Here is a 20,244-nt window from a genome sequence, read left to right as displayed (position 1 = left end):
GCATCGGCCGGGAGAGGCAAGGAGTGTGCGCCCGGAGACTGTGGGCGACCCGGTCGGCTTGTCGGATCCGCACACTCAATGAACGTTATTTCTGGCAAGCCCTTGGAAGGTGCGACGATCGAGGTCTAGCATGCGCAGGCGATGCCTTCAACAAAATGTTGAGCCTGCGGGACAGACGGAAGAAGGAAGCGTCGATGGCGACGGTGCCCAGTGTCTCCAACTCGATCACCGTGCGGATGGAGGTCCCGGCCCGCGGCAACGCGGTCAGCGCGATCACCACCGCAGTGGAGTCCTCCGGCGGATCGGTGACCGGTCTCGACGTCACCGCCTCCGGTCTGGAGGCGCTGCGGATCGACGTGACGGTCGCGGCCTCCTCGGTGGCGCACGGCGAGGAGATCGTCGAGAAGCTCCGGGCGATCGACGGCGTGTCGATCGGCAAGGTCTCGGACCGCACCTTCCTGATGCACCTCGGCGGCAAGATCGAGATGTCCTCGAAGCTGCCGATCCGCAACCGTGACGACCTCAGCATGATCTACACCCCGGGCGTGGCCCGGGTCTGCATGGCGATCGCCGAGAACCCCGAGGACGCCCGCCGCCTGACCATCAAGCGCAACAGCGTCGCCGTGGTCACCGACGGCTCGGCGGTGCTGGGCCTGGGCAACATCGGCCCGGCGGCCGCGCTGCCCGTCATGGAGGGCAAGGCGGCCCTGTTCAAGCGCTTCGCCGGGATCGACGCCTGGCCGATCTGCCTGGACACCCAGGACACCGACGAGATCGTCGCCATCGTCAAGGCGATCGCCCCGGGCTTCGCCGGGATCAACCTGGAGGACATCTCCGCGCCGCGCTGCTTCGAGATCGAGGCCCGGCTGCGCGAGGCCCTGGACATCCCGGTCTTCCACGACGACCAGCACGGCACCGCGATCGTGGTGCTGGCCGCCCTCACCAACGCGCTGAAGGTGGTCGGCAAGGAGATCGGCGACATCCGCGTGGTGATGTCGGGCGCCGGCGCGGCCGGCACCGCCATCCTCAAGCTGCTGCTGGCCGCCGGTGTCGAGCACGCCACCGTCGCCGACGTGCACGGTGTGGTCCACCTGGGCCGTGAGGACCTCAACGACAGCCTGCGCTGGATCGCCGAGCACACCAACCGCTCGGGCCGCACCGGCAGCCTCAAGGAGGCCGTGGCGGGCGCCGACGTGTTCATCGGCGTCTCGGCCCCGAACGTCCTGGACGGCGACGACCTGGCCACCATGGCGGAGCGCTCGATCGTCTTCGCGCTGGCCAACCCGGACCCGGAGGTCGACCCGGCGGTGGCCCGGCAGACCGCCGCCGTGGTGGCCACCGGCCGCAGCGACTTCCCGAACCAGATCAACAACGTACTGGTCTTCCCGGGTGTCTTCCGCGGCCTGCTGGACGCCCAGAGCCGCACGGTCAACACCGAGATGATGATCGCCGCGGCCCGCGCGCTGGCCACCACCGTCGCCGACGACGAGCTGAACGCCAACTACATCATCCCGAGCGTCTTCCACAAGGACGTCGCCAAGACCGTCGCCGCGGCGGTGCGGGAGGCGGCCCTGGCGGACGCCCAGGAGGCCGCGCCGGCCCGTCCGACCCCCGGCATCGTCGGCACCCTGGACACCTCGGCCTTCCCCACCGTCAAGCTCTGACGGCCCCGGCCGGGCGCCTGACGGCCCGACTCGTGGGCCGGTCGTCGACCGGTCGTCGGTCGGTCAAATGTCCGATTAGCGGCCATACCCGCCCAAGCGCGCCCCGAACCCTTGCGACACAAGGGCGAGGGGCGTGTTTGGGCTTGTCGTGCCTAGGGCGTACGGTAGCCCTGCACGGGGCAGGCGTGTCCGACAAGTACGGAACGTCCCCCTGGTCTTCCGGCGTGTCGTCCCGACCGCCGTCCGCGCCCGGTCCGCCGGAGCCGACGGAGCGTCACACCTCCAACGGGCGGGCGATGTTCGGGTGGCTCGGCCGGGGCCCGATTGGCTTTCTCGGGGCCGGTCGGGGCAGGATTCGTTCCCAGGCAGGCGGCGGGCCTCTTCACGGCTCCGGCGCGCGGCATACGGGTACGGACCCGGCCTGCGACCACGCATTGCCTGCATGAGCACAGTGTGCGGACCTGCGGCCTATCCGGGTGCCCCCCGGTGGGAGCACCGATGGGCCCCCGTACACCGCAAGCGAACAGACCACAGGAGTACACATGAACCGCAGTGAGCTGGTGGCCGCGCTGTCCGAGCGCGCCGAGGTGACCCGCAAGGACGCCGACGCCGTTCTGGCCGCCTTCGCCGAGATCGTCGGCGAGGTCGTCGCCAAGGGCGACGAGAAGGTCACCATCCCCGGTTTCCTGACCTTCGAGCGCACCCACCGCGCTGCCCGCACCGCCCGCAACCCGCAGACCGGCGAGCCGATCCAGATCGCGGCCGGCTACAGCGCCAAGGTGAGCGCCGGCTCCAAGCTCAAGGAAGCCGCCAAGGGCGTCTGAACCACCCCTTGAACGCCCGAGAGGCCGGGCTCCCCGCGGGGAGCCCGGCCTCTCGCCGTGCGTGCGGTCACTCGGTGAATGTCCCTACGCGTCGACCAGCTGCTCGCTGGGCAGCTCGACGTGGGCGCCGAGGTCCCGCAGCTTCTCCATGAAGTTCTCGTAGCCGCGGTTGATCAGGTCGATGCCGTGCACGGTCGAGGTGCCCTCGGCCGCCAGCGCCGCGATCAGGTACGAGAAGCCGCCGCGCAGGTCCGGGATGACCAGCTCGGCGCCCATCAGCTTGGACGGGCCGGACACCACCGCGGAGTGCAGGAAGTTGCGCGCGCCGAAGCGGCAGGGGGTGCCGCCCAGGCACTCGCGGTAGAGCTGGATGTGTGCGCCCATCTGGTTGAGTGCGCCGGTGAAGCCCAGCCGCGACTCGTACACCGTCTCGTGGACGATGGACAGGCCGGTGGCCTGGGTCAGCGCGACCACCAGCGGCTGCTGCCAGTCGGTCTGGAAGCCCGGGTGCACGTCGGTCTCCAGGGCGATCGCCTTGAGCTCGCCGCCCGGGTGCCAGAAGCGGATGCCCTCGTCGTCCACCTCGAAGGCGCCGCCGACCTTCCGGAAGGTGTTGAGGAAGGTCATCATCTCCAGCTGGCGGGCGCCGCGGACGTAGATGTCGCCCTTGGTCGCCAGCGCCGCGCAGGCCCAGGAGGCGGCCTCCAGCCGGTCCGGCAGGGCCCGGTGGTTGTAGCCGTTCAGCTCGTCCACACCGGTGATCAGGATGGTGCGGTCGGTGCCCAGGGTGATGATCGCGCCCATCTTCTGCAGCACGCAGATCAGGTCGACGATCTCCGGCTCGATGGCCGCGTTGCGCAGCTCGGTGACGCCCTCGGCGAGGACGGCGGTGAGCAGCACCTGCTCGGTCGCACCGACCGAGGGGTAGGGCAGCTCGATCTTGGTGCCGCGCAGCCGCTGCGGGGCGACCAGGTAGGTGCCCTGCGGGTGCTTCTCGATGGTGGCGCCGAACTGGCGCAGCACCTCGAAGTGGAAGTCGACCGGGCGGCCGCCGATGTCGCAGCCGCCCAGGCCCGGGATGAAGGCGTGGCCGAGGCGGTGCAGCAGCGGGCCGCAGAACAGGATCGGGATCCGCGAGGAGCCCGCGTGGGCGTCGATGTCGGCGACGTTGGCGCTCTCGACGTGCGAGGGGTCGAGGATCAGCTCGCCGTCCTCGTCGCCGGCGCGCACGGTCACGCCGTGCAGCTGCAGCAGGCCGCGGACCACCTTGACGTCGCGGATGTCCGGGACGTTGCGCAGTCTGCTGGGGCCCTGGCCGAGGAGGGCGGCGACCATGGCCTTGGGGACCAGGTTCTTCGCACCGCGGACGCGGATCTCGCCTTCGAGCGGGTTTCCGCCGTGGACCAGCAGGACGTCGTCGGTCATCGTTCTCGCAATCCGGGGTGCCAGAGGAGTGGGAACGGCTCCGGTGCGGAACCGCTGGTGGACCGGTGGTACGGGCGTACGGGCGCGTTCGGGCCCCCGGAGAATCCGAGTCGGCACCGTAGAGGGGCGTCCACCATCCGTAGATGGTAGTGGGCGTCCCGGTGGTTCCCGTGAGCCTCTCCCGTGATGGTGCTCTCTCCGGCCCCGCTCCCGCCCGCCGGTTCGGCCGTACGGGTGTTCGTCCGGCGTGGCGGGGTTTCGGGTGTTGCGGTGTCCGACCGGTGGCGTTCTGCGGGATCATGTGTGGCATGACGGCGGCCCATTCGTACGGAGGCCGGTCGCACACCGGCCGTCTGCTCGTCGCGACGCCCATGCTCACCGACCCGAACTTCGCCCGGGCGGTGGTGCTGCTCCTCGACCACGACGCCGAGGGGGCGCTCGGCGTGGTGCTCAACCGGCCGACGCCGGTCGAGGTGGGCAGTGTGCTGGACGGCTGGGGCAGACTCGTCGGGCAGCCCGCGGTGGTGTTCCAGGGCGGGCCGGTGGCGCTGGACTCGGCGCTCGGCCTGGCCGTCGCGCCGGGGGAGCCGGGCACCGGGGAGCCGCTCGGCTGGCGCCGGGTGCACGGCGCGATCGGCCTGGTCGACCTGGAGGCGCCGCCGGAGGTGCTGGCCGGGGAGCTGGGCAGCCTGCGGATCTTCGCCGGGTACGCGGGCTGGTCGCCCGGCCAGCTGGAGTCGGAGCTGGGGAGCGGCGCCTGGTACCTGGTGGACTGCGAGCCCGGGGACGTGTCCAGCCCGGAGCCGGAACGGCTGTGGCGCTCGGTGCTGCGCCGCCAGCGCGGCCCGCTGGCCCTGCTGGCGACGTACCCGGACGACCCGACGATGAACTAAGGCGTGTCTTGACCGGCCCGGTGTCGACGCCCGTGGAACCCGGCCCGCCGCGTGACACTGGCCCGGTTTCCCGGGGCGCCCATAGACTTGGCACCCATGAGCACTCTTGAGCCCGAGCGCGGCCTCGGCACCGGCACCCTGGTCGAGCCCGTCCCGCAGGTGTCCCACGGGGACGGCGACCACGAGCGCTTCGCGCACTACGTCCAGAAGGACAAGATCATGGAGAGCGCGCTCTCCGGGTCCCCGGTGGTGGCGCTGTGCGGCAAGGTGTGGGTGCCCGGGCGCGACCCGAAGAAGTACCCGGTCTGCCCGATGTGCAAGGAGATCTACGACGGCATCGGCAAGCCGCAGGGCGGCGACGGGGACAACGGCGGCAAGTAGTCCGCCGCCGTCCGCAGGACGCCGTTTTGCATAGCACCGCGTTTCCGAGGTGGTCTGTGCCAATCGTTCCGGGCCTGGGCAGGATGTCGGGATGGACCTCATTCCCGCACCTTCGAGTGCCGTCCGGCGCCCGGACGGGGACTTCCCGCTCGACGCCGCCACCACGCTGACCGCACCGCCCGCACTGGCCGACGCCGAGCGCTGGCTGCGCGGCACGCTGTCCGCCGCCACCGGGCTGCCGCTCGGTCCGGGCCGGCCGGGCACGGGCATCGAGCTGGTCCTGGACGACATGCTGGCCGCCGAGGCGTACCGGATCGCGGTGCGCCCCGGCCACGCCCTGCTCACCGCCGGCGGCCCGGCCGGCGCCCTGTGGGCGGCCCAGACCCTGCGGCAGCTGCTCGGGCCGGACGCCTACCGCCGCTCCCCGCTGCGGGCCGGGGGCTGGGTGCTGCCCGGCGCGGACATCGCGGACGAGCCCCGGTTCGGCTGGCGCGGCGCGCTGCTGGACGTCGCCCGGCACTTCCTGCCCAAGTCCGACCTGCTGCGCTTCGTCGACCTGCTGGCCGCGCACAAGCTCAACGTGCTGCACCTGCACCTGACCGACGACCAGGGCTGGCGGGTGGAGATCAAGCGCTACCCGCGGCTGACGGAGCGCGGCGCCTGGCGGGAGCGCTCGATGGTCGGCTACCGGACCGGGCAGCGCCGGGACGACCGCCCGCACGGCGGCTACTACACCCAGGACGACCTGCGCGAGATCGTCGCCTACGCGGCCGCGCGCGGGGTCACCGTCGTCCCGGAGATCGACCTGCCCGGCCACACCCAGGCCGCCGTCGCCGCCTACCCCGAGCTGGGCAACACCGACGTGGTGGACACCGCCGCGCTCGGCGTCTGGACCGACTGGGGGGTGAGCCACCACGTGCTCAACGCCTCCGAGGAGACCCTGCGCTTCTTCGAGGGGGTGCTGGAGGAGGTCCTGGAGCTGTTCCCGTCCGAGTTCGTCCACCTCGGCGGCGACGAGTGCCCCAAGGAGCAGTGGAAGGAGAGCCCCGCCGCCCAGTCCCGGATCCGCGAGCTGGGCCTGGCCAACGAGGACGAGCTGCAGAGCCACCTCATCCGGCACTTCGACCGCTGGCTGGCCGAGCGCGGCCGCCGGCTGATCGGCTGGGACGAGATCCTGGAGGGCGGGCTGGCCCCCGGCGCCGCCGTCTCCTCGTGGCGCGGCTTCGGCGGCGGGATCGCGGCCGCGAAGGCCGGGCACGACGTGGTGATGTGCCCCGAGCAGCACGTCTACTTCGACCACCGGCAGGCGGACGGGCCGGACGAGCCGATCCCGGTCGGCTTCGTGCGCACGCTGGAGGACGTCTACCGCTTCGAGCCCGTCCCCGAGCAGCTGGACGGGGAGGCCGCCCGGCACGTGATCGGCACCCAGGCCAACCTGTGGAGCGAGTTCATGGACAGCGCCCGGGACATCGACTACCGGGCCTTCCCCCGGCTGGTCGCCTTCGCCGAGGTCGCCTGGTCCGCGCTGCCCGCCGTACCCGCCGAGCGCGACTACGCCGGCTTCGAGCGGCGGCTGCGGGGCCACCTGGCGGTGCTGGACGCGCTGGGCGTCGAGTACCGCCCGGCCGACGGGCCGCACCCCTGGCAGCGCCGGCCCGGGGTGGCGGGGCGGCCGATCGAGGGGCCGCCGCCGGTGCGCTGAGGTCGTGCGCGCGGTGCGCTGATGTGTCCGTCGGGAACTTATGGACGGTCATCTGACGTCAAGAAGAGATGAACATCTGCCCCGGTCCCGTTCGGACCGGGGCAGATACCGCCCGGTATCCGTCCCAATCGGGCAGTCCCGGTCACCGGTCCCGAAATGATCATCGAGCATTGTGTGCCAGAGTTGCCCAACCCGGCCCGATCGCCCGTACCCTACGGCCAGGCCGGGCTGCTGACGCGGACAGTGCAGTGCGGCCACGGCCGTGGGCGGCAGACGATCGATGAGCAAGTGGAGCACGGTGGGACCCAGGTGAACCGGACGATCATGCTGCCGGCCTCGCTCGACGAGGCCGTCGACGCGTTGGCCGCCGCCCCGGCCGCGGTACCGGTGGCCGGAGCCACCGACCTCATGGAAGCCGTCAACGCCGGACGGCTGCGCCCCGCCGCCCTGGTCGGCCTCGGCCGGATCACCGAACTGCGCGGCTGGCGCTACGAGGACGGCGGCACCGCGGTGCTCGGCGCCGGACTCACCCACGCCCGGATGGACCGCCCCGACTTCGCCGCCCTCATCCCCGCCCTCGCCGACGCCGCCCGCACCGCCGGCCCGCCGCAGGTCCGCAACGTCGGCACCCTCGGCGGCAACGTCGTCACCGCCGCCCCGGCCGGCGACACCCTCCCGGTGCTCGCCGCCCTGGAGGCCACCGTCACCCTCGCCCGGGCCGGCGGCAGCCGCGAGGTGCCGGTCAGTCACCTGCTCACCGGACTCGACCCGGTGCGCCCCGGCGAACTGCTCACCTGGGTGCGGGTCCCGCTGCTGCACGCGCCGCAGGTCTTCCTCAAGGCCACCGGCCGCAGCGGCCCGGCCCGCGCCACCGCCTCCGTCGCGCTCGTCCTCGACCCGGCCCGGCGCGCCGTGCGCTGCGCCGTCGGGGCCGTCGCCCCGGTGCCGCTGCGCCCGCTGGAGGCCGAGGCCTGGGTGGCCGGCTGCATCGACTGGGACGGCAGCCGGGAGATCGACCCGGCCGCGGGCGCCGCCTTCGGCGAGTACGTGGCCGCCGCCTGCGTCCCCGACAACTACGGTGCCGAGGGGGCCTGGGAGGCCGTGACCGAGGGGCCGACCGCGGCCGCCGTCCGGCTGCGGCGTACCGTATCGGTGCTGGCCCGACGGGCACTGGGAAGGGCGCTGAAGTGACCACAGACCCCATCGAGACCCTCGACGCCGACCCGCTCGGCTCCACCCCGCAGGTCAGCCGGGAGCTGCGCCCGTGCGCCTCCTACACGCTGCGGGTCAACGGTTTCGAACGGCCCGTCACCGACGCCTGGATCGGTGAGAGCCTGCTCTACGTGCTGCGCGAGCGGCTCGGCCTGGCCGGTGCCAAGGACGGCTGCGAGCAGGGCGAGTGCGGGGCCTGCTCGGTGCAGGTGGACGGCCAGCTGGTGGCCGGCTGCCTGGTGCCCGCCGCGCTGGCCGCCGACAGCGAGATCAACACCGTCGAGGGCCTGTCGGCCGGCGGCGGCGCGAGCGACGTCCAGCAGGCGCTGGCCGCCTCCGGCGCCGTGCAGTGCGGCTACTGCACCCCCGGCATGGCGATGGCCGTGCACGACCTGCTCCAGCGCAACCACCGGCCCACCGAGGTCGAGGCCCGGCAGGCGCTGTGCGGCAACCTGTGCCGCTGCACCGGCTACCGCGGGGTGCTGGCCGCCGTCCAGACCGTCGCGGACGCCCGCGCCCTGGAGGTCGAGGAGGCCGAGGAGGCCGCCGCCGCGGCCTCCTCGGCCGCCGAGGGGAACACCGCGGCCCCGGCCGCGGAGACCGGCGCCCCGGCCGCCGCCGAGCCGGAGCCGGTCGTCGAACCGCCCGTCTACGCCGACTCCGAGGCCTGGATCGAGCACGTCCCGCAGCCGCCCGTCGAGCCGGCCCCCGCCCCGGTGCCCGCCGAGGCCCAGGCCCCGCTGCCGGCCCCGGCCCCCGCCGAGCAGCCGTACGGTGACGGCGGCTACGACACCGGCGTGTACGACACCTCCGCGCTGACCGGGATGCGGCCCGGCATCCCCGCCCAGGCCGTCGGCGACCAGGTGTACTACCCCCAGGGCTACCCCGAGCAGGCGTACCAGGCCACCCCCGCGCACGGCACCTACGTGCCGGCCGGCTACCCGGACGGCCACCAGCAGCACACCGGCTACGACACCGGCTACGACACCGGCTACGACGCCCCGGTCTACGAGCCCACCCCCGCGCACGGCACCCCGCTGCCCGGCGCCGTCCACGACGGCACGCCCCCGCACGGCACCCCGTACGCGGACCCGCACGGCACCCCGGCCGAGGCCGGCGTCCCGACCACCGGCGTCCCCTACGGCGCCACCCCCGCCCACGGCATCCGGCTCCCCGAGGACGACCACGCATCATGACGTCGCCTACCGACATCGGCGCAGCACTCCAGCAGGACGGCGGCGAGGGCGGCGCCGCACCGGAGCCCTTCGGCCTGGGCAGCTCCCCGCTGCGCAGCGACGCGCTGCCCAAGGCACTCGGCATCTACCCGTACGCGGCCGACCTCTGGGCCGAGGGGCTGCTGTGGGGCGCGGTGCTGCGCTCGCCGCACCCGCACGCCCGGATCCGCGGCATCGACACCTCGGCCGCGCTCGCCCTGCCCGGGGTGCACGCCGTGGTCACCGCGGCCGACCTGCCGCCCGGCCCGGACGGCCTGCCGGACGGCGCCCCGGCCGGCCCGATCGTCTCCGACCGCCCGGTGCTGGCCGCCGGCGTGGTGCGCCACCACGGCGAGCCGATCGCCGCGGTCGCCGCCGACCACCCCGACACCGCCCGGCTGGCCGTCGGCCTGATCGCGGTCGACTACGAGCCGCTGGAAGCGGTCACCGACCCCGAGCAGGCCTTCACCGCGCCGGCGCTGCACCCGGACGGCAACCTGTTCCGCCACCTGCCGCTGCGCACCGGGGACCCGGACGCGGCCGGCGAGATCATCGTCGAGGGCCTCTACCAGGTCGGCCGGCAGGACCCGGCCCCGCTCGGCGCCGAGGCCGGCCTGGCCGTGCCGCGCCCGGACGGCGGCGTCGAGCTGCACCTGTCCTCCACCGACCCGCACGGCGACCGCGACCGCACCGCCGCCTGCCTGGGCCTGGAGCCGGACCGGGTTCGCCTGGTGGTCACCGGAGTGCCCGGCGCCACCACCGACCGCGAGGACCTCTCCTTCCAGGTCACCCTGGCGCTGCTGGCGCTGCGCACCGGCCGCCCGGTGAAGATGACCCTCACCCGCGAGGAGTCCTTCCACACCCACGCCTCGCGCCACCCCGCGCTGCTGCGCTACCGCCACCACGCCGACGCCGACGGCACCCTGGTGAAGGTGGAGGCGCAGATCCTGCTGGACGGCGGCGCCTACGCCGACGTCTCCGCCGAGGCGCTGGCCGCCGCGACGGCCTTCTCGGTCGGCCCGTACGTCTGCCCGAACGTGTTCGTGGACGCCTGGGCGGTGCGCACCAACAACCCGCCGGCCGGGCGGATGCGCGGCGAGGGCGCGCTCCAGGCCTGCTTCGCGTACGAGTCCCAGCTGGACCAGCTGGCCGCCCGGGTGGGCGTGGACCCGGTGGAGATCCGCCGCCGCAACGCGATGTCGACCGGCGACCCGCTGCCCACCGGACAGGCCGTCACCTGCCCGGCCCCGGTGAAGGCGCTGCTGGACGCGGTGGCCGCCGAGCCGCTGCCGGCCCTGCCGGTGGACGACCCGGACGCCGAGTGGCTGCTGCCGGGTGGTCCCGGCGGGGCCGGGGACCCGGCCGCGGTGCGGCGCGGGATCGGCTACGCCGTCGGCATGGTGCACATGCTGGGCGCCGAGGGCGAGGACGAGGTCTCCACCGCCACCGTGCGGGTCAGCGGGGACCACGCCACGGTGATCTGCGCGGCCGTCGACGCCGGGCAGGGCTTCGCCACGCTGGCCCGGCAGATCGTGCAGACCGTGCTGGGCGTCAGCGAGGTCTACATCGCGCCGGCCGACAGCGACCAGTCGATCGCCGGGCCCTCCGCCCGGGGCCGGCACACCTGGGTCTCCGGCGGGGCGGTCGAGCGGGCCGCGCTGATGGTCCGCCACCAGTTGCTGCAGCCGATCGCGGCCGACTTCGGGATGTCGGTGGAACTGCTGCAGATCGCCGACGGCAAGATCACCTCCTACGACGGGGTGCTCGGCATGCCGGTCGCGGAGGCGCTGGAGGGCAAGGAGCTCTGGGCCACCGCGCAGTGCCGCCCGCACCCGACCGAGCCGCTGGACGAGTCCGGGCACGGCGACGCCTTCGTCTCCATCTCCTTCTGCGCGATGCGCGCGGTGGTGGACGTGGACATCGAGCTGGGGTCCGTCCGGGTGGTCGAGATGACCGTCGCCCAGGACGTCGGCCGGGCGCTGAACCCGCGCCAGATCGAGGACCGGATCGAGGCGGGCGTGGCCCACGGGGTGGGACTGGCGCTGATGGAGGACCTCCAGACCTCGGGCGGGGTGATGGCCAACCCCTCGCTCACCGGCTACCGGCTGCCGACCTCGCTGGACACCCCGGAGGTGCGGATCGCCGCGCTGCTGGAGGAGCGGGACGTGGTCGCCACCTTCGGGGCCAAGGCGGTCAGCGCCGTGCCCGCGGTGGTCGCCCCCTCGGCGGTCGCCGCCGCCGTCCGGGCCGCCACCGGGCTGCCGGTGGGGCGGCTGCCGATCCGCCCGGAGGACGCCGTCACGGCCTGAGCCGGTGCCCCCGGCCGCCGCGCCCGGTGCGGCGGCCGTCGTGCCGGGCTCCCGCGGCGGCCGGAAACGGAACGGGAAATGCGGAATTGCCGGTCGACTTCCGGTCGACCGGCAATTCCGTTTCCGAGGCCGTGGCGGGAATTGAACCCGCGTACATCGCTTTGCAGACGATTCCCTGAGCCACTCGGGCACACGGCCAGTGAATTCAGGATGGCGTACCGGCCGAATGGGGTCAATGACGTTCTGTAAATTCTGTGTGGCAATGTGTGCTACCGTCGGAACAGGTGGTTGATTCCCCCGCCACCCCGGACGAGCGCGTCGTACCCGGTGACGACAAGACGGCGCAGTTCAGCGGCAATCCGGCCGCTGTGGACTGCGGAGGTACGGCCGTCATGGCTTGGCTCGTTCTGATCGTCTCGGGTCTCCTGGAGACCGTCTGGGCGGTGGCCCTGGAATCGTCCAAGGGCTTCTCCCGCCTCACCCCCAGCCTCGTGTTCGGCGTCGCGCTGCTGTTCAGCATGGGCGGGCTGGCGTACGCGATGCGCACCATCCCGATCGGCACCGGCTACGCAGTCTGGGTCGGCATCGGCGCGGTCGGCACCGCGCTCTACGGCATGGCCGTCCTGGGCGACGCGGTGACCCTGGCCCGGATCGGCTGCCTGCTGCTGATCGTCTGCGGTGTGGTGGGGCTCAAGGTGCTGCACTGACGCCTGTTCCGGGGCCGGTCCTAGGCCCTTCGACGGATCCCGCCAGGGACTCCGGTCAGGAGTCAAGCACGCGGACGGCTCTTACGATGTCACTCATGACCACTGCCTCCCCCACCTCGGTCGACTCGCCCTCGACACCCTCCGGAGCCGACCCCGGGGGCGGGGTCATGAGTGGCCGCTTCCGGGCCCTGACGCTCGGCATCGTGTCGGTGGTGCTGGTGATCGCCTTCGAGGCGACCGCCGTCAACACCGCGATGCCGACCGCGGCCCGGGAGCTGGACGGCCTGGGGCTGTACGCCTTCGCCTTCTCCGGCTACTTCACCACCACGCTGTTCGCCCTGGTCGTCTCCGGCCAGTGGTGCGACCGGCGCGGCCCGCTCCGGCCGCTGTTCACCGGCATCGCGGTCTTCGGCGCGGGCCTGGTGGTGGCCGGGACGGCGCCGGGCATGTGGGTGTTCGTGGCCGGGCGGGCGATCCAGGGGCTGGGCGGCGGGCTGGTGATCGTCGCGCTGTACGTGGTGGTCGGCCGGGCCTACCCGGAGCGGCTGCGGCCGGCGGTGTTCGCCGCCTTCTCCTCGGCCTGGGTGCTGCCCTCGATCGTCGGGCCGCTGGTCTCCGGGGCCGTCACCCAGCACCTCGGCTGGCGCTGGGTCTTCCTGGCGGTGCCGGTGCTGATCCTGCTGCCGCTGGCAGTGATGGGCCCGGCGCTGGCCCGCTCCGAGCGGGAGCACCCGGTGCCCAAGGGTGCCGACTTCGACCGCCGCCGCACCCTGCTGGCCGCGATGGCGGCCGTCGGCGCGGGCCTGCTGCAGTACGCCGGCCAGCGCCGGGACCTGGTCGGGCTGCTCCCCGGCGTCGCGGGGGCGGCGCTGCTGGCCCCGGCCGTGCTGGGGCTGCTGCCGAGGCGGACCCTGCGGGCCGGGCGCGGGCTGCCGACGGTGATCCTGCTGCGCGGGCTGGCGGCGGGGGCGTTCCTCGGGGCCGAGGCCTTCGTGCCGCTGATGATGACCACCCAGCGCGACCTCTCGCCGACGCTGTCCGGGCTCACCCTGACCAGCGGCGGGCTGACCTGGGCGCTGGGCTCCTGGTTGCAGGGCCGCCCGGGGGCCGAGCGGTACCGCGAGGCGATGATCCGGGGCGGCTTCGTGCTGACGGCGGTGGCGATCGCGGCCGCCGCGCTGGTGCTGGTCCCGGCGGTGCCGGCCTGGGTGGCCTCGGTGGCCTGGGGCGTCGGCGGCATCGGGATGGGGCTGACGGTCGCGAGCGTCAGCGTGCTGATGATGAAGCTCTCCGCGCCCGAGGACGCGGGGGCGAACTCGGCCGCGCTGCAGATGAGCGACGCGCTGGGCAACGTGCTGCTGACCGGTCTGGCCGGGGTGCTGTTCGCGGCGCTGGGCGGCGGCTCGCCGGTCGCGGCGCACGAAGGCACCGGGGCCGACGGCTCGCCCGGTGCCTTCGCGGTGATCCTGCTGGTGATGGCCGCGGTGGCGGCGCTGGGGGCGCTGCTCGCCGGGCGGGTACGGGTCCGGGCCTGACCGGAGGTCAGGACGCGGTGGCGGTGGCGGTGGGGGAGGCGGCCGGCGGCGCGGCCGGGGTACCGAGGAAGGCCTCCCAGCCGCCGGCCGGGGACTGGCCCGGGCCGAGGCTCTGGAGCTTGCGCAGCACCGCCGGGTCCTGGGCGTCCAGCCAGTCGACCAGTTGGCGGAAGGAGACCAGCCGGACCTCCGGCTTGCCCGCGATCGACTTGAGCACGTCCTCGACGGCGTTCATGTAGATGCCGCCGTTCCACTCCTCGAAGTGGTTGCCGATGATGTACGGCGCCCGGTTGCTGTTGTAGGTGCGGTCGAAGCCCATCAGGTAGGAGTCCCGGGCCTGGGCCTGGAAGCCCGGGTAGAGCGCCGGGTCGGCCTTGGTGTTGGGGCCGCACTGGTTGAACATGATGTTGTAGTCCATCGACAGCACCTGGAAGGTGTGCCCGGGGAAGGGGATGGCCTGCAGCGGGAGGTCCCAGAGCGCGCCGCCCTGGATCTTCTGCGGCCAGACCTGGGTGCCGTTGCCGCTGCTGTCGTAGCGCCAGCCGCGCTTGACGGCGGTGGGCAGCAGGTTGCGCTGGCCCTCCAGGCAGGGGGTGCGGCTGCCGATCAGCTCCTTGCGGTAGTCGAAGGGCAGGGCCGGCAGGTCGGTGAAGCCGGTGTTGGTGCGCCAGCTCGTCACGAACTCCATCGCCTGCTGGATCTCGCTCTCCCACTCCTCCGGGGACCACGCGCCGACGCCGGTGGGGCCGCAGAAGTGGCCGTTGAAGTGGGTGCCGATCTCGTGGCCCTCCAGCCAGGCGGCGTGCACGTTCTCCAGGGTGTCGTGGATGTGCTGGTCGCTCAGGTAGCCGATCTCGGAGGCGCCGACCTTGTGCTGCGGCGGGCGGTACAGGTCCTTCTTGGACTCCGGCAGCAGGTAGAGGCCGCTGAGGAAGAAGGTCATCGAGGCGTTGTGCTCCTGGGCCAGCCGGCGGAAGCGGGCGAACAGCCCGTTGTCGAGCTCGCCGGCGCCGTCCCAGGAGAAGACCACGAACTGCGGGGGGCGCTGGCCGGGCTGGAGCCGGTCCGGGACGGGCTGGCGGGGCTGGGGGCCGGTGTCGGAGGTGGAGCCGTCGCCGAGCAGGACGGTCTGCGGCTTCTGCGGGACCGCGGCCGGGGTGGCGCTCTGTCCCTCGGACGCCGCGGTGGCCGGGGCGGCGCCGTCGGCCGCGTGCTCCCCGCCCCCGCCGGCCCGGTCGCTGCCGCAGCCCGCCGCCAGGGTGGCGGCGGTGGCCGCTCCGGCGGCCAGCAGGGTTCGGCGGGAGAGCGCGTCCATGGTCACTCCGTTCGTGAGGTGTTCGACGGGCGGGCGGAGTCCGGCAGGCGTGCGGGGTGCGTGCGGCGCGCGGGGGGTCCGGTCGGCCCGGAGGGGGTGGAGCCCGTGACCGGGTCAGGATGGCATGTGGACCGGAACGGTCGTAGAGGCGCAGCGAACGGTCGCAATCGATCGCCCGATTGACGCAACCGAAACGGCGGACCGAAACGTCGAAGGTGTTCGTACGGGTGGGGGCCGGGTGGGGGTGCCGCATCCGGACGCGGAAGCGGAAGGTCACCTTCCGTGGCCGCACACCCACTCCGTGCAGGTCCGGAGCCGTCATCCCTGCCGATCGGCGGGTGCGGATCGGGCCGTCGTGAGGACGTGCCCCAGGGTCCGATCCGATTGAATGAGTTCCCAGCAAACTCTCAGGAATGGGATCCGGGCCGGCAGAAGGGAGCACCCGTGGGCGACCGGCAGAGCAGCAGCCCCTGGCCGGGCACCCTGGCGGCCGGCGCCGCCCTGGTGCTCGGCGCCTGGCTGCTGAACGGCGGCGGCTCGCCCGTACTGCCGCCCGCGCCGAGCGGACAGTCGCTGTCGGGCTTCGCCCCGGTCTCCGTCGTCCCCCCGCTCGGCCCGTCCGCCCCGACCCGGATCCGCATCCCGGCCGTCCGTCTGGACGCCCCCGTCACCGAGCTGGGACTGGACCCCGACGGGCACCTCCAGGCCCCGCCCGCGGCCGACCGCAACCTCGCGGGCTGGTACCGCGGCGGCGCCAGCCCCGGCCAGCGCGGCACCGCCATCCTGGCCGGGCACGTCGACAACAAGGCCGGACCGGCCGTCTTCTACCACCTGGGAGCACTCCACCGGGGCGACCGGATCGAGATCGCCCGCGCCGACGGCGCCACCGCCGTCTACCAGCTGTACGCCATCGAAGTGCACGACCGAAAGGACTTCCCGGACGACCGGGTCTACCGCCAGGCCGCCGACGCTCAGCTGCGGGTGATCACCTGCGGCGGCGCGTACAGCGAGGAACACGGCTACGAGGGAAACGTCGTCGCCTACGGATTCCTGGCCGACACCACACCGCCGGGCAAAGCCGCATGACCACGCTCACCCTCGCCAGCCGCTGGAACCCGATCGACTGGCCGCTCACCCACGGCCCCATCCCGCAAGCCGTCCTGCTGGCCGGCTGGGCCGCGCTGTTCGCGCTCGCCGTCGGCCGCGGCCGCAGCTGGTGGCGGGTCCGGCTGCCCGCCGCGCTGATCACCGCGGCGGCGCTCAGCCTGCTGCTGGAGGTCCTCGTCGACGGCTGGTGGCACCCCTTCCCGGAGGGCACCCCCCGGTACGTCACCTGGTGGATAGCCGTCGCCCTGCTGGGCTTCTGCCTGGCGGGGTACCGGATGCGCCGGCTGTCCTGGCCGCGCCGGGGCCTGGCGCTCGGCCTCAGCGGGCTGGTCCTGCTGATGGCCGCCTCCGAGGTGAACACCGGCTTCGGCCAGTTCCCCAACGGGCGGGTGATGCTCGCGCCGTGGCTGACACGGACCGAGGGCCTGGTCGCCGCCAAGGTGGCGCAGACCGTCTCCGCCCAGCCGCAGCAGGTGCTGGAGGAGGTCTGGCAGCCCCCGGCGAACCTGCCCGACAAGGGCACCGTCTCGGTGGTCCCGATCCCGGGCCTGCGGTCCGGCTTCAAGGCCCGGGACGCGTACGTCTACCTCCCGCCCGCCTACCAGGCCACCCCGCGGCCGCTGCTGCCCGTGGTCGTGATGCTCCCCGGCCAGCCCGGGCAGCCCGGGGACTGGGTGCTCTCCGGGCAGATCAACGCGGCGATGGACGCGTTCGCGGCCGAGCACCACGGCCTGGCGCCGATCGTCGTGATGCCCGACCAGCTCGGCTCGACCTGGGCCAACACGCTCTGCCTGGACTCGAAGATCGCCAAGGTGCAGACCTACCTCGCGGTGGACGTCCCCCGGTGGGTCCAGCAGAACCTCCAGGCCGCCACCGGCCCGAAGGCCTGGGCGATCGGCGGCGCCTCGATGGGCGGCACCTGCGCCCTCCAGCTCGGGGTCAACGCGCCCGACGTGTACGGCACCGTGCTGGACATGTCCGGGCAGGAGGAGCCCACCCTGGGCACCCGCGAGGAGACCGTCAAGGCAGCCTTCGGCGGCGACGGGAAGAAGTTCGAGGCGGTCGACCCCGCCCATGTGATGGCCCGCCGGAAGTTCCCGGACACCAGCATCGCGCTGGTCGTCGGCGAACACGACGGGGAGTTCAGACCGCAGATGGAGAAGGTCTACCAGCGCGCCCAGGAGGCCGGTATGAAGGCGAAGTTCGAGCTCATGCCGGGAGGTCACGGCTGGGTCGTCTTCCGCCCGGGCATCGTCCGGCAGATACCGTGGCTGGCCCAGCAGACCGGCCTGACCCGGTGATCGGGACGGCGGCGCGCATCGCCAGGGGGCGGGAGCGCGCGGAGGGGCGGGACGCGCAGGGCGCGCAGCCGCAGGACGCCCACCTGGCCCCGGTCACCCCGACACCGGAGGCCGGGCCGCAGCGGATCCGCCGGGCCGTACGGGTGCTCGGCGACCGGCTGCGCTCGGCGCCGCTGACCCTGGCGCTGCTGGCCGGGCTCTGGGCCCTCGGCGCGGCGACCGGCAGCCTGTCCGGCGGGCCGTCCGGGCGGCTGCTCGCCCGGGTCGGCGTCGGCCTGCCCACCCTCGGCGAGGGCCGCTGGTGGACGCCGGTCAGCTCGCTCCTCTTCTCCACGGGCATCGGCTCGTACGTCTTCACCAGCCTGCTGCTGCTCCTGGTCGGCCCGGCCGCCGAGCGCCGGTTCGGCCGGCTGCGCACCCTCGCGCTGCTGGTCGGCGGGCAGGTGGCCGGCACCCTGCTGGGCACCGGGCTGGTCGCCTTCGGCTCCTCGGCCGGGGAGCAGTGGACCGCCTCGGTGGCCGACCAGACCTCGGTCGGGCCCGCCGTCGGCCTGTTCGCCGTGGCCGGGGTGCTCGGCTACCGGCTCACCGTGCTCTGGCGCCGCCGGCTGCACCTGCTGGTGCTGCTCGTCCCGCTGGTCATGACCCTGTACGTGGGGCACCTGCAGAGCGTCCAGCGCTGCGCCGGCGCGCTGTTCGGCCTCGGCCTGGGCGCCCTGCTCAGCCGCGGCCGGCCGTACCTGCGCGCCCACCGCTCCTCGCACGGCGAGACCCGGGTACTGGTCGCGCTCTGCCTGGTCGCCGCCGCCTGCGGGCCCCTGATCGCCTCGCTGTACGACAACGCCAGCGGGCCGTTCAACACCTTCTCCGAGCTGTACCTCTCGCACCGGCTCAGCCCCGAGGAGGTGGCCGACTTCTGCGCCGCCTCGGCGCACGACTGCGCCCGGGCGCACGCCGTCGAGCGGATCTTCGACACCCCCGCCCGGCTGATGGCCGCGCTCTTCCCGGCCCTGCTGCTGGTGCTCGCCGAGGGGCTGCGCCGGGGCCTGCGGTTCGCCTGGCGGATCAGCGTCGTCACCGAGGTGCTCTGGGCCGCGCTGCTGGCCTGGCTGTACTTCGAGGCCGGGCCGGTCGACGGGGACGCGGTGCAGTACTTCGTCGAGGCGATGCTGCTGCCGCTGCTGACCACCGTCCTGCTGCTGGCCACCCGGCAGCGGTTCCGGCTGCGGCTGGCCGGCCGGGCGGTGCGCCGACTGGCCGCCGTGGTCGGCGGGGCCGCGCTGGTGGCGGCGGCCGCGTACGTGGGCCTCGGGCGGCTGGTGGCCGGGCAGTTCGAGCCGGGGGCGGGCGTGCGCGGGCTGGTGAACGGGCTGCCCGCCCAGTTCCTGCCGCCCGCGTACAACGACCTGCTGCCGGACTACCCGATAGCCGTCGGCCCGATGGCGCTGTTCCTGGAGACGTACTGCGGGCTTGCGTTCTGGGTGGTCGCGCTGCTCGCGCTGCTGTCGGCGTTCCGCCGTCCGGTGCTGCGCACCGACACGGCGGCGGCCGCCCGGGCCCGGGCGCTGCTCGCCGAGCACGGCGGCGGGACGCTGTCCTTCATCACCACCTGGGAGGGCAACCACTACTGGTTCGACGAGGGGGGCCGCGCGGCCGTCGCCTACCGGGTGGTCGGCACCGTGGCGCTGACCACCGGCGACCCGTTCGGCGCCCCGGAGGAGCGGGCCCGGGCGGTGGCCGGATTCGCCCGCTACTGCGACGCCCGCGGCTGGACGCCGTGCTTCTACAGCGTCTGCGCCGAGACCAGGGCGGCGGCCGCGCAGCTGGGCTGGCGCTCGGTGCAGGTCGCCGAGGACACCGTGGTGCCGCTGCCGGAGCTGGCCTTCACCGGCCGCAAGTGGCAGGACATCCGCACCGCCCTCAACAAGGCCGGCAAGCAGGGCATCACCGCGGAGTGGTGGACCTACCAGGAGGCGCCGCTCGCGCTGCGCGACCAGATCCGGGCCATCTCCGAGGAGTGGGTCTCCGAGAAGGGCCTGCCCGAGATGGGCTTCACGCTCGGCGGGCTGGAGGAGCTGGACGACCCGGACGTGCGGGTGCTGGTCGCGGTGGACCAGGACCGGGTGGTGCACGGGCTCACCAGCTGGATGCCGGTGTACGAGGACGGCGTGCCGGTCGGCTGGACGCTCGACTTCATGCGGCGGCGCTCGGACGGCTTCCGCGGCGTGAGCGAGTTCCTGATCGCCTCGGCCGCGCTCGGCTTCAAGGGCGAGGGCGCCCGCTTCCTCTCGCTGTCGGGGGCACCGCTGGCCCGCGCCCGGCAGGACGAGGAGCCCGCCGGTCTGCAGCGGATGCTGGACTGGATGGGCCGGGTGCTGGAGCCGGTGTACGGCTTCCGCTCGCTGCTGGCGTTCAAGGCGAAGTTCCAGCCGGAGTACCGTCCGATGTACATGGCGTACCCCGACCCGGCCGCGCTGCCCGGCATCACCAGGGCGATCGGCAAGGCCTATCTGCCGCACCTCACGGCGGCGCAGGGGGTCCGGCTGATGCGCAAGCTGTCCGGCTGAACCGGGTGATGCGCAAGGTGCCCGGCTGGACCGGGTGATGCGCAAGGTGTCCGGCTGAACGGCTGAACCACCCGCCCCGGAGGCGAGC

The 20,244-nt window shown here is 73.7% G+C and carries 15 protein-coding genes, 1 tRNA gene and 1 riboswitch; of the genes, 13 read left to right on the top strand and 3 right to left on the bottom strand.

What is annotated here, in order from left to right; genetic code table 11:
• Positions 1-194: 194 nt before the first annotated feature.
• Together ACIQWA_RS25395 and ACIQWA_RS25390 are read left to right on the top strand one after the other, a co-directional pair.
• Positions 195-1,664, top strand: a complete 1,470-nt coding sequence (locus ACIQWA_RS25395; protein WP_360239088.1) for an NAD-dependent malic enzyme — start codon at positions 195-197, stop codon at positions 1,662-1,664.
• Between the two features lie 542 nt (positions 1,665-2,206).
• Positions 2,207-2,488: an HU family DNA-binding protein gene (locus tag ACIQWA_RS25390; protein ID WP_188304146.1), complete on the top strand. Its 282-nt coding sequence runs from the start codon at positions 2,207-2,209 to the stop codon at positions 2,486-2,488.
• Between the two features lie 84 nt (positions 2,489-2,572).
• On the opposite strand, the gene murA is transcribed toward ACIQWA_RS25390, so the two are convergent.
• Positions 2,573-3,913: a UDP-N-acetylglucosamine 1-carboxyvinyltransferase gene (gene murA, locus ACIQWA_RS25385; RefSeq protein WP_360239085.1), complete on the bottom strand. Its 1,341-nt coding sequence runs from the start codon at positions 3,911-3,913 to the stop codon at positions 2,573-2,575.
• A gap of 299 nt (positions 3,914-4,212) precedes the next feature.
• Here murA and ACIQWA_RS25380 point away from each other — a divergent pair, with 299 nt between their 5' ends.
• The 6 genes from ACIQWA_RS25380 to ACIQWA_RS25355 all read left to right on the top strand — a co-directional run bounded on the left by ACIQWA_RS25380 (position 4,213) and on the right by ACIQWA_RS25355 (position 11,624).
• Entirely contained in the window at positions 4,213-4,806 is a 594-nt protein-coding gene (locus ACIQWA_RS25380; RefSeq protein WP_402486126.1) for a YqgE/AlgH family protein, read from the top strand.
• A 96-nt stretch (positions 4,807-4,902) separates the two neighbouring features.
• Positions 4,903-5,187, top strand: a complete 285-nt coding sequence (locus tag ACIQWA_RS25375) for a DUF3039 domain-containing protein (protein WP_360239079.1) — start codon at positions 4,903-4,905, stop codon at positions 5,185-5,187.
• A gap of 91 nt (positions 5,188-5,278) precedes the next feature.
• Positions 5,279-6,889, top strand: coding sequence for a beta-N-acetylhexosaminidase (locus ACIQWA_RS25370; protein ID WP_402486122.1), 1,611 nt, complete (start codon positions 5,279-5,281; stop codon positions 6,887-6,889).
• Positions 6,890-7,213: 324 nt separating this feature from the next.
• Positions 7,214-8,080, top strand: a complete 867-nt coding sequence (locus tag ACIQWA_RS25365) for an FAD binding domain-containing protein (protein WP_360239122.1) — start codon at positions 7,214-7,216, stop codon at positions 8,078-8,080.
• The gene (locus ACIQWA_RS25360; RefSeq protein WP_402486119.1) at positions 8,077-9,297 is read left to right on the top strand and encodes a (2Fe-2S)-binding protein; all 1,221 of its coding nucleotides are present in this window, start codon (positions 8,077-8,079) and stop codon (positions 9,295-9,297) included. Before ACIQWA_RS25365 ends, ACIQWA_RS25360 begins: the two co-directional genes overlap by 4 nt.
• On the top strand, positions 9,294-11,624 hold the full coding sequence (locus tag ACIQWA_RS25355; RefSeq protein ID WP_360239073.1) for a xanthine dehydrogenase family protein molybdopterin-binding subunit: 2,331 nt from the start codon (positions 9,294-9,296) through the stop codon (positions 11,622-11,624). Before ACIQWA_RS25360 ends, ACIQWA_RS25355 begins: the two co-directional genes overlap by 4 nt.
• A 126-nt stretch (positions 11,625-11,750) precedes the next feature.
• On the opposite strand, the gene ACIQWA_RS25350 is transcribed toward ACIQWA_RS25355, so the two are convergent.
• Positions 11,751-11,822, bottom strand: a tRNA-Cys gene (locus tag ACIQWA_RS25350).
• An 83-nt stretch (positions 11,823-11,905) separates the two neighbouring features.
• A riboswitch (guanidine-III (ykkC-III) riboswitch) is annotated at positions 11,906-11,972 on the top strand.
• A 44-nt stretch (positions 11,973-12,016) separates the two neighbouring features.
• On the opposite strand from ACIQWA_RS25350, the gene ACIQWA_RS25345 reads away from it, so the two are divergent.
• Together ACIQWA_RS25345 and ACIQWA_RS25340 are read left to right on the top strand one after the other, a co-directional pair.
• Positions 12,017-12,331: a DMT family transporter gene (locus tag ACIQWA_RS25345; protein ID WP_402486116.1), complete on the top strand. Its 315-nt coding sequence runs from the start codon at positions 12,017-12,019 to the stop codon at positions 12,329-12,331.
• 95 nt (positions 12,332-12,426) lie between these two features.
• On the top strand, positions 12,427-13,866 hold the full coding sequence (locus tag ACIQWA_RS25340) for an MFS transporter (RefSeq protein WP_402486113.1): 1,440 nt from the start codon (positions 12,427-12,429) through the stop codon (positions 13,864-13,866).
• A gap of 7 nt (positions 13,867-13,873) precedes the next feature.
• On the opposite strand, the gene ACIQWA_RS25335 is transcribed toward ACIQWA_RS25340, so the two are convergent.
• Positions 13,874-15,181, bottom strand: a complete 1,308-nt coding sequence (locus ACIQWA_RS25335; protein WP_402486111.1) for a hypothetical protein — start codon at positions 15,179-15,181, stop codon at positions 13,874-13,876.
• A 444-nt stretch (positions 15,182-15,625) separates the two neighbouring features.
• On the opposite strand from ACIQWA_RS25335, the gene ACIQWA_RS25330 reads away from it, so the two are divergent.
• Genes ACIQWA_RS25330 through ACIQWA_RS25320 form a run of 3 tightly spaced genes read left to right on the top strand, consistent with a single transcriptional unit; the run spans position 15,626 to position 20,156 of the window.
• On the top strand, positions 15,626-16,267 hold the full coding sequence (locus tag ACIQWA_RS25330) for a class F sortase (RefSeq protein ID WP_402486108.1): 642 nt from the start codon (positions 15,626-15,628) through the stop codon (positions 16,265-16,267).
• On the top strand, positions 16,264-17,589 hold the full coding sequence (locus tag ACIQWA_RS25325) for an alpha/beta hydrolase-fold protein (RefSeq protein WP_402486105.1): 1,326 nt from the start codon (positions 16,264-16,266) through the stop codon (positions 17,587-17,589). Before ACIQWA_RS25330 ends, ACIQWA_RS25325 begins: the two co-directional genes overlap by 4 nt.
• A complete protein-coding gene (locus ACIQWA_RS25320; protein WP_402486102.1) occupies positions 17,556-20,156 on the top strand; it encodes a rhomboid family intramembrane serine protease in 2,601 nt (866 codons plus the stop codon). The genes ACIQWA_RS25325 and ACIQWA_RS25320 overlap by 34 nt, the downstream gene beginning before the upstream one ends.
• Positions 20,157-20,244 lie beyond the last annotated feature (88 nt).

The sequence above is a fragment of the Kitasatospora sp. NPDC098652 genome (assembly GCF_044760155.1).
In the GTDB taxonomy this organism is placed as follows: Bacteria; Actinomycetota; Actinomycetes; order Streptomycetales; family Streptomycetaceae; genus Kitasatospora.
The sequence above is the reverse complement of the archived record's forward strand: the minus strand, read 5'-3'. Positions and strand labels throughout refer to the sequence as shown.